Origin of the sequence: Collinsella sp. CLA-SR-H006 (assembly GCF_040097075.1) — a bacterium.
Taxonomy (GTDB): domain Bacteria; phylum Actinomycetota; class Coriobacteriia; order Coriobacteriales; family Coriobacteriaceae; genus Collinsella.
Genome location: NZ_JBBNPD010000017.1, coordinates 37,818 through 44,312, shown reverse-complemented (window position 1 = coordinate 44,312; position 6,495 = coordinate 37,818). Strand labels below are relative to the sequence as shown.

Here is a 6,495-nt window from a genome sequence, read left to right as displayed (position 1 = left end):
GCAGGCCCCGCCGACCGATTGCAAGCGGTCGGCGGGGCCATTGTGGCTCTTGACAGCGGATTGGGTCATATGAGCGAGCGCCGCCCAGAGCGAACAAGTTGGCATGAAAAAGGCAAGGCATTGACCTTCTGGTCATGCCTTGCCTTTTGAATGACAAATTGTCGCTCTGGGCGGCGCGCAGCGTCGGCCGGTTACGGCGTTTGGTAAAACGCCGTAACTAACGCACTCCGTACTGCTCGTAGTAGGCGTCGATGGCGGTCTTGAGCTCGTCATCGATGACGACCTTGCCGTCGATCTCGTGGTTGTAGAGGGTCTCGACGACCTCGGCCATGGAAACGATGCTCGCGACGGGGAAACCGTACTTTGCCTCGATCTCCTTCTGCGCGGTGGTCACGCCGCCCTTGCCGACCTCCATGCGGTTGAGGGACACAATCAGGCCCTTGATTTCGACGTCGGCAGCAGCCTTAACCTTGGGATAGGTCTCGTCGATGGACTTGCCGCTGGTGGTGACGTCCTCGACCATGACCACGCGGTCGCCGTCCTTGGGCTCATAACCCAGCAGGTTGCCCTTATCGGCACCGTGGTCCTTGGCCTCCTTGCGGTCGCAGCAGTACTTGATCTCCTTGCCGTACAGCTCGTGGTAGGCAATCGCGGTCACGACGGCCAGGGGAATGCCCTTGTAGGCCGGCCCAAACAGCACGTCAAAGTCGTCGCCAAAGTTATCGTGGATGGCCTGGGCGTAATACTCGCCCAGCTTCTTGAGCTGATAGCCCGTCACGTAGGCGCCGGCGTTCATAAAGAACGGGGACTGACGGCCGCTCTTGAGCGTAAAGCTGCCAAACTTAAGCACGTCGGACTCGACCATGAACTTGATGAATTCTTGCTTGTAAGCCTCCATGGGTCTCCCTTCCAATAGGCGCGTCCAGCTTGGACGGGCGCGTGTGAATCCGGTTCTTAGCTTACCAGAAAGCACCTCAGCGAACCGATGCCGCTGAGGTGCCTGCCCTGCTTCTATGTGATCGCTCTCCGGAGTGTTATTAACCGTTCTCTGCACACCTCCATAGCGCTCTCGACGCCACTCCCCCGTTGAGGGTTCGTGTTTGACGTATTGAGCGCCGATGTTTTGACGCTTTGTAGGTTAAACGTTTATCCACATTGGACTGAGAGCCCTTATATCCGCTGGCGACAAGCGGTCCCATACCGTCGAGCAAACGGCGGCGTTTTGTTACTCAGGTCCTACATATGGATAATATTGCCTGTTCAGCGGCGTAGTTTATAGGCTGGGCACATGGAGTCCATCGCGGCATCGCGCATGCGCTACAATCTCAGTTAACCTGTTAACCACTCGCAAACAGCAGGAGGCCCCATGCCCACACCCGGCAAGCGCTCGTCCATGCGCCAGATTGCCGCAGCGGCCGGCGTATCCGTCGCCACGGTCTCCCACGTCATCAACGGCAGTGGCCGTTTTTCCGAAGACACCCGCGAGCGTGTTGAAGCCGCCGTCGAGGAATACGGCTACGTCACGAATATGGCGGCGAAGAGCCTCCGCATGGCCCAGTCCCGGACCATCGGCATGATCGTGCCGGACATCTCGAACGACTTCTTTTCCAAGATCGCCCTGCATGTGGAACGCGAGCTCGCCACCGAGGACTACTCGGTCTTTGTCTGCAACAGCGCCAACGACCCCGCCCGCGAGCGCGATTACTTCCGCACGCTTGCGAGCAAACAAGCCGATGGCATCATCTGCATCTCCGGCCTGCGCAGGCTCGACGGCGAATTTGTCCCCCACGGCATTCCCGTGGTCTGCATCGACCGCGCGCCCGAAAACGACCTCGGTTTCCCGCACGTGGGTTCCGACAACATCGGCGGCGGCTACATGGCAACCGAGCACCTCATCGAGCGCGGCTGCAAGAACATCCTGAGCATCTCGAGTTTTACGGCCAACTACCCCGGAAACGAGCGTCAGATGGGCTACGAGCGGGCGCTTGCCGCGCATGGGATGCCGCTGTGCCGCGACTACCAGCTGTTTGTCTCGGGCAAGCAGCCGAGCATCATCGAGTCTGAGGAACTCGTGACCGACTTCCTCTCCACGGGTTGCCCCGTCGACGGCATCTTTGCCCATAGCGACCACGCTGCCGTGGGTGCGCTGCGGGCGCTCGTTGCGGCCGGCAAGCGCGTACCCGAGGACGTCCGCCTCATCGGTTTCGACGATTCCGTGTACGCGCAGATCCCGACGCCGCAGATCAGCACCATTCGCCGCTTCCCCGAGCGCCTCGCGCACGAGGGATGTCAGGCCCTGCTCGCCCTGCTGCGCGGCGAGAAACCCGAGATGGAGACGCTTGTCCCTGTCAAGCTCGTGCAGCGCGCGAGCAGTTAGACCGCGGATGGTAAATGGTCCCAACGTGATGCTCAGCCTATCCCCCGAGGGAGTCGGTTTCCAAAACTCGGCTGTTTCGGACGGTTTAGGGACGACCTGCTGAGTAGCGGATGGATGACAATGGAAGAAACCACAGTTAGGCGATGTGCATGATCTCGGTCTTCTCAGGCACCCCCTCCAACACCGTCCGAAGCAGCCGAGCTTTCCTCTCGCATGCGCTCTATCCCACGCGCGATATGCAAAAAGCCCGCCACCACACGGGTGACGGGCTTTTCCACTACCAGCCGCGTGCCTCCTCCGCACGCACGAGCTGACGAGCCTCGATCTGGCGAATCATATCGATGCGGCGCTGGTGACGGCCGCCCTCGAACTCGCCGGTGAGCCAGGCGTCGACGATCATCTTGGCCAGCTCGATGCCTACCACGCGAGCACCAAATGCGAGCATGTTGGTGTTGTTGTGCTCGCGTGACAAGCGAGCGGAATACGGCTCAGAGCAGGTGCAGCAACGGATACCGCGCACCTTGTTCGCGGCAAGCGAAATGCCCACTCCCGTGCCGCAGATCACGATACCGCGATCGACTTCCCCGGCCACGACCGCGTTCGCCACGGCCTCACCCGCGATGGGATAGTCAAAGCGCTCGGTGCTGTCCGTGCCGAAGTTCACGACCTCATAGCCGTACTTCTCCTGGATATAAGCCGCAATGGCTTCCTTGTACTCAACCGCAACGTGGTCGTTTCCAATACCGATCTTCATAAGAGACCCCTTTCCAAATCCGCTCGCGCGTGTCGCGCGCTTATTTCGTCCTAATTTGCCTTTTCGCGTCTAATACACCTCGCCGGCGCGCAGACGGCGCAGGCACTCCTCGTAACCGGCGTCCTTGCCAAACAGCGCACTGGTACCCAAGATGAAGCCGTCCGCGCCGATAGCGGACAGGTCGCGCACGCGCTCGGGCGAGCAGGCGCCGTCGATCATGAGCTCAAAGCCGAAACGTTCCTTAAGAGCGGCAAGGCGACGTACCTTGTCGTTCGTGAACTCGATAAAGCTCTGGCCGGCAAAACCCGGATTCACCGTCATGACCATCACGTAGTCGCAGAGGTTCAGCATCTCCTCAACCTCGGAAATCGAGGTGTCGGGGTTCACGGCAATACCGGCGCTCTTGCCAAGAGACTTGATCGCGGCGAGGGTCTTGACCACGTAGCGCTCGGACTCCGGGTGGATGTAGATGATGTCCGCGCCCGCGGCGGCAAAAAGCTCCACCTTGCTGGCGGGGTTCTCGACCATAAGGTGCACGTCGACGAGCTTGTTAGTAGCAGCACGCACGGCCTTAATGTCCTCGAGGCCCATGGCGAAGTTGGGAACGAAACTGCCGTCCATCACGTCGCAATGGAAGATATCAATGCCGGCGGCGTCGAGCTCCTCGACGGTCGCACGCAGGTTGCCGTAGTCGGCGCACATGAGGCTGGGGCAGAGCAACATGGTGAACTCCTTATCTGCTCATTGGTTATCTACTCGTTGATAATTAATCGTTTAACCTGTATCTAAAGTCTGGCTGATTAATCGTTTAACCACGTTGTTAACCTACAGGTTTCTCTAGATTCACAACGTTGTCATATTTGTCTATCTAGCTGGCGTCATACGGATTCCGTACGGCGAAAAGCCGTTGTGTTCCCTAGAAAGAGGCCCCGCCATTCAGCTGGCCACCATGGGCCGTGCTCGCACGGGCGTGGGCCTTGAACCCTACGCCTCCGGCGTGATCAGGCGCGCATGTTGGGCGATCTTCTCGTCATAGGATTCCGCGATGATCGCCACGCCATCAAACCCAAAAGCCCGAACATTTGAGAACTTATGAAACTTCGAGCTGTCGCACAGCACGTACACCTTATTCGAGTTCTCGCGCACGATGCGCTTCTTCGTTGCCTCCACATACGAGGGCGTCATGATGCCCCGGTCTTCGTCAATCGCGTTGGTCCCGATGAACGCCTTGTCAAAGTACAGATCGCGCAGGATCGACTCGGTCATGGAGCCGCAAAACGAGGAGTTCACGTGGTTGAACTCGCCACCCACTACGATGAGCTGGGCGCGCGTCTCGCTCTTAATCAGGCACGCCGAGGCGTCCGTCGTGTAGATCGTCACGTCGCGGTCGAGCAGCAGGCGCAGCAGGGCCGTGCAGGTTGAACCGGAGTCCAGATAGAGCGTGTCCCCGTCCTCAACCAGACGCAGGGCGACCTGGGCAATCTGATCCTTCTCGTTCCCATGCAAACCCGAGCGCGTCGAGATACTCACCTCGTGAACGGCCGAGACCAACTTCACCGCGCCGCCCGAAAGGTGCTCAACCTTGCCGAGCGCCTCCAGCTCCTTGAGGTCGCGGCGCAGCGTCGAAATAGAAACGCCCGGCAGCTCCTCCTGCAGCTCAGAAATCCTCACAAGGCCCGACTTCTGCAGGCACTCTACAATTCGCTCCTGGCGCTCATACGGGATCATATCGGGAACCTCTCCAAACCACTTTGCTTCACGCTCGTTCATTTCTTTTCGAGAAGTGTAACGCACGAGCAGAAAAACGGCCGCCATCCGCAACGATAACGGCCGTTTTAATCGATTGACCAACCCGCTCGTTCACAATTTGAACGAGGTTGACGTCCTCACGTAAGGGCGACGCTCCTTGAGCAAGGATAACGAGCCCCGGGCGAGGCACCGCGCCTCAAGTGAGACAGCACCCAAGGGAAGCGCACCTCAAGCTCTTAGGCAAGCTGGTCCTCCTTGCCGGTGAAGATGAAGGCGAGGACGCCGGCCACGACGGCAGAGATGAGCATGCCGGCCATGGCCCAAGCGAAGTTCATGGGGTCGGAGCTCACGAAAGCCGGGAACGTGGTAACGGAACCGAAGGTGAAGGCAGTCGTGACGACCTTCATGATGCCGAGGAACGCACCGCCGACGGCACCACCGATGATCTGCGCAAGCCAGACCTTCTTGTTCTTCACGAGCATGCCGAACAGCGTGGGCTCGATGATGGCGGACAGGGCGATCGACACGACGCCGGTCATGGCAAAGCTCTTGAGCTTCTGGTCGCGGGCCTTGAGGAACACGCCGAAGGCGCAGCCGATAACGGCGAAGTTGCAGGCGAAGGTGAAGGGGCAGATGTAGTCGAAGCCGTTCTGGGCGATGTTGTTGATCATAATGGGGTTCACGGCCCAGTGGATACCCATGGACACGAGCACGGACCAGCCGCCGCCAACCAGCACGCCGGCAAGCAAGGAGCTGCGCTCGATCAGCCAGTTGACCACGAAGGCGATACCCTCGCCGGCGTAGACGCCCAGGGGACCGATGACGAGCATCGTGAGCGGAACCATAACGATCAGGGAGATGGCGGGCAGCACGACGAGCTTGAGCATCTCGGAGACGTGCTCATCGAGCCACTTGTACAGGAACGAGTAGACCCAGACGGACAGGATGGCGGGGATAACCGTGGAGTTGTAGCTCATGAGAACAACGGGGATGCCGAAGAAATCCGTCATGGCGCCGTTGCCCGCGTCGCCCATGAGGGCGATGAAGTCCGGGTAGAGCAGGCACGCGCCGAGCAGCGCCGACAGGTACGGGCTCGCGCCGAAGCGCTTACCGGCCGAGAAGCCGAGCAGCACGGGCAGGAAGTAGAACACGCTCATGGCCAGGGTGTACAGGATGGTGTAGGTACCCGTACCCTCGGCGATGATGCCGAGCTGGGCAGCCAGGATGACGAAGCCGCGCAGGATACCGGAGCCGGCCATGGCGGGCAGCAGCGGGGCAAAGATGCCGGAGATCGCAGAGAAGATCTGGCTGACGATGCTCTCGCCCTCGTCCTTGGTAGCAGCGGAGATCTCCACGCCCGAGCCCTTGACCAGCGGCTCAAACTTCTCGTACAGCTTCGGGACCTCAGTGCCGATGAGAACCTGATACTGACCAGCCTTGTTCAGCGTGTTCACAACGCCTTCGACTTCCTTGACCGCAGCGTCGTCACAAGCCGCGTCGTCCTTGAGATTGAGGCGCAGGCGCGTCGCGCAGTGCGTCATGCCCGAGATGTTCTCGGGACCACCGACGGCGTCCAGAATCCCCTGAGCCATCGCGTTCCAGTCGCGTTTCATTG

At 59.9% G+C, this 6,495-nt stretch carries 6 protein-coding genes; 1 reads left to right on the top strand and 5 read right to left on the bottom strand.

The genetic code is table 11. From position 1 onward, the window contains the following. Positions 1-217: 217 nt before the first annotated feature. On the bottom strand, positions 218-898 hold the full coding sequence (pyrE, locus tag AAA069_RS09190; RefSeq protein WP_347478416.1) for an orotate phosphoribosyltransferase: 681 nt from the start codon (positions 896-898) through the stop codon (positions 218-220). A gap of 468 nt (positions 899-1,366) precedes the next feature. Between pyrE and AAA069_RS09185 the strand changes: the two genes are divergently transcribed. Further along, positions 1,367-2,377: a LacI family DNA-binding transcriptional regulator gene (locus AAA069_RS09185; protein ID WP_152076446.1), complete on the top strand. Its 1,011-nt coding sequence runs from the start codon at positions 1,367-1,369 to the stop codon at positions 2,375-2,377. Between the two features lie 277 nt (positions 2,378-2,654). On the opposite strand, the gene rpiB is transcribed toward AAA069_RS09185, so the two are convergent. From rpiB to AAA069_RS09165, 4 genes are all read right to left on the bottom strand, one after another. Beyond that, entirely contained in the window at positions 2,655-3,131 is a 477-nt protein-coding gene (gene rpiB / locus AAA069_RS09180; RefSeq protein ID WP_117821520.1) for a ribose 5-phosphate isomerase B, read from the bottom strand. Positions 3,132-3,200: 69 nt separating this feature from the next. Then, a complete protein-coding gene (locus AAA069_RS09175; RefSeq protein ID WP_117821519.1) occupies positions 3,201-3,854 on the bottom strand; it encodes a ribulose-phosphate 3-epimerase in 654 nt (217 codons plus the stop codon). 261 nt (positions 3,855-4,115) lie between these two features. Next, positions 4,116-4,901, bottom strand: a complete 786-nt coding sequence (locus tag AAA069_RS09170; protein ID WP_229107741.1) for a DeoR/GlpR family DNA-binding transcription regulator — start codon at positions 4,899-4,901, stop codon at positions 4,116-4,118. 215 nt (positions 4,902-5,116) lie between these two features. Next, positions 5,117-6,493 (bottom strand): PTS transporter subunit EIIC, encoded by a 1,377-nt coding sequence (locus AAA069_RS09165; protein ID WP_117821518.1) that lies wholly within the window; start codon positions 6,491-6,493, stop codon positions 5,117-5,119. Positions 6,494-6,495: the final 2 nt, after the last annotated feature.

Bases quoted from the DNA above. Each gene is read 5' to 3' on its own strand.
- AAA069_RS09185 (WP_152076446.1), top strand. From the start codon at position 1,367: ATGCCCACACCCGGCAAGCGCTCGTCCATGCGCCAGATTGCCGCAGCG.
- AAA069_RS09170 (WP_229107741.1), bottom strand. From the start codon at position 4,901: ATGAACGAGCGTGAAGCAAAGTGGTTTGGAGAGGTTCCCGATATGATC.
- AAA069_RS09165 (WP_117821518.1), bottom strand. From the start codon at position 6,493: ATGAAACGCGACTGGAACGCGATGGCTCAGGGGATTCTGGACGCCGTC.
- rpiB (WP_117821520.1), bottom strand. From the start codon at position 3,131: ATGAAGATCGGTATTGGAAACGACCACGTTGCGGTTGAGTACAAGGAA.
- AAA069_RS09175 (WP_117821519.1), bottom strand. From the start codon at position 3,854: ATGTTGCTCTGCCCCAGCCTCATGTGCGCCGACTACGGCAACCTGCGT.
- pyrE (WP_347478416.1), bottom strand. From the start codon at position 898: ATGGAGGCTTACAAGCAAGAATTCATCAAGTTCATGGTCGAGTCCGAC.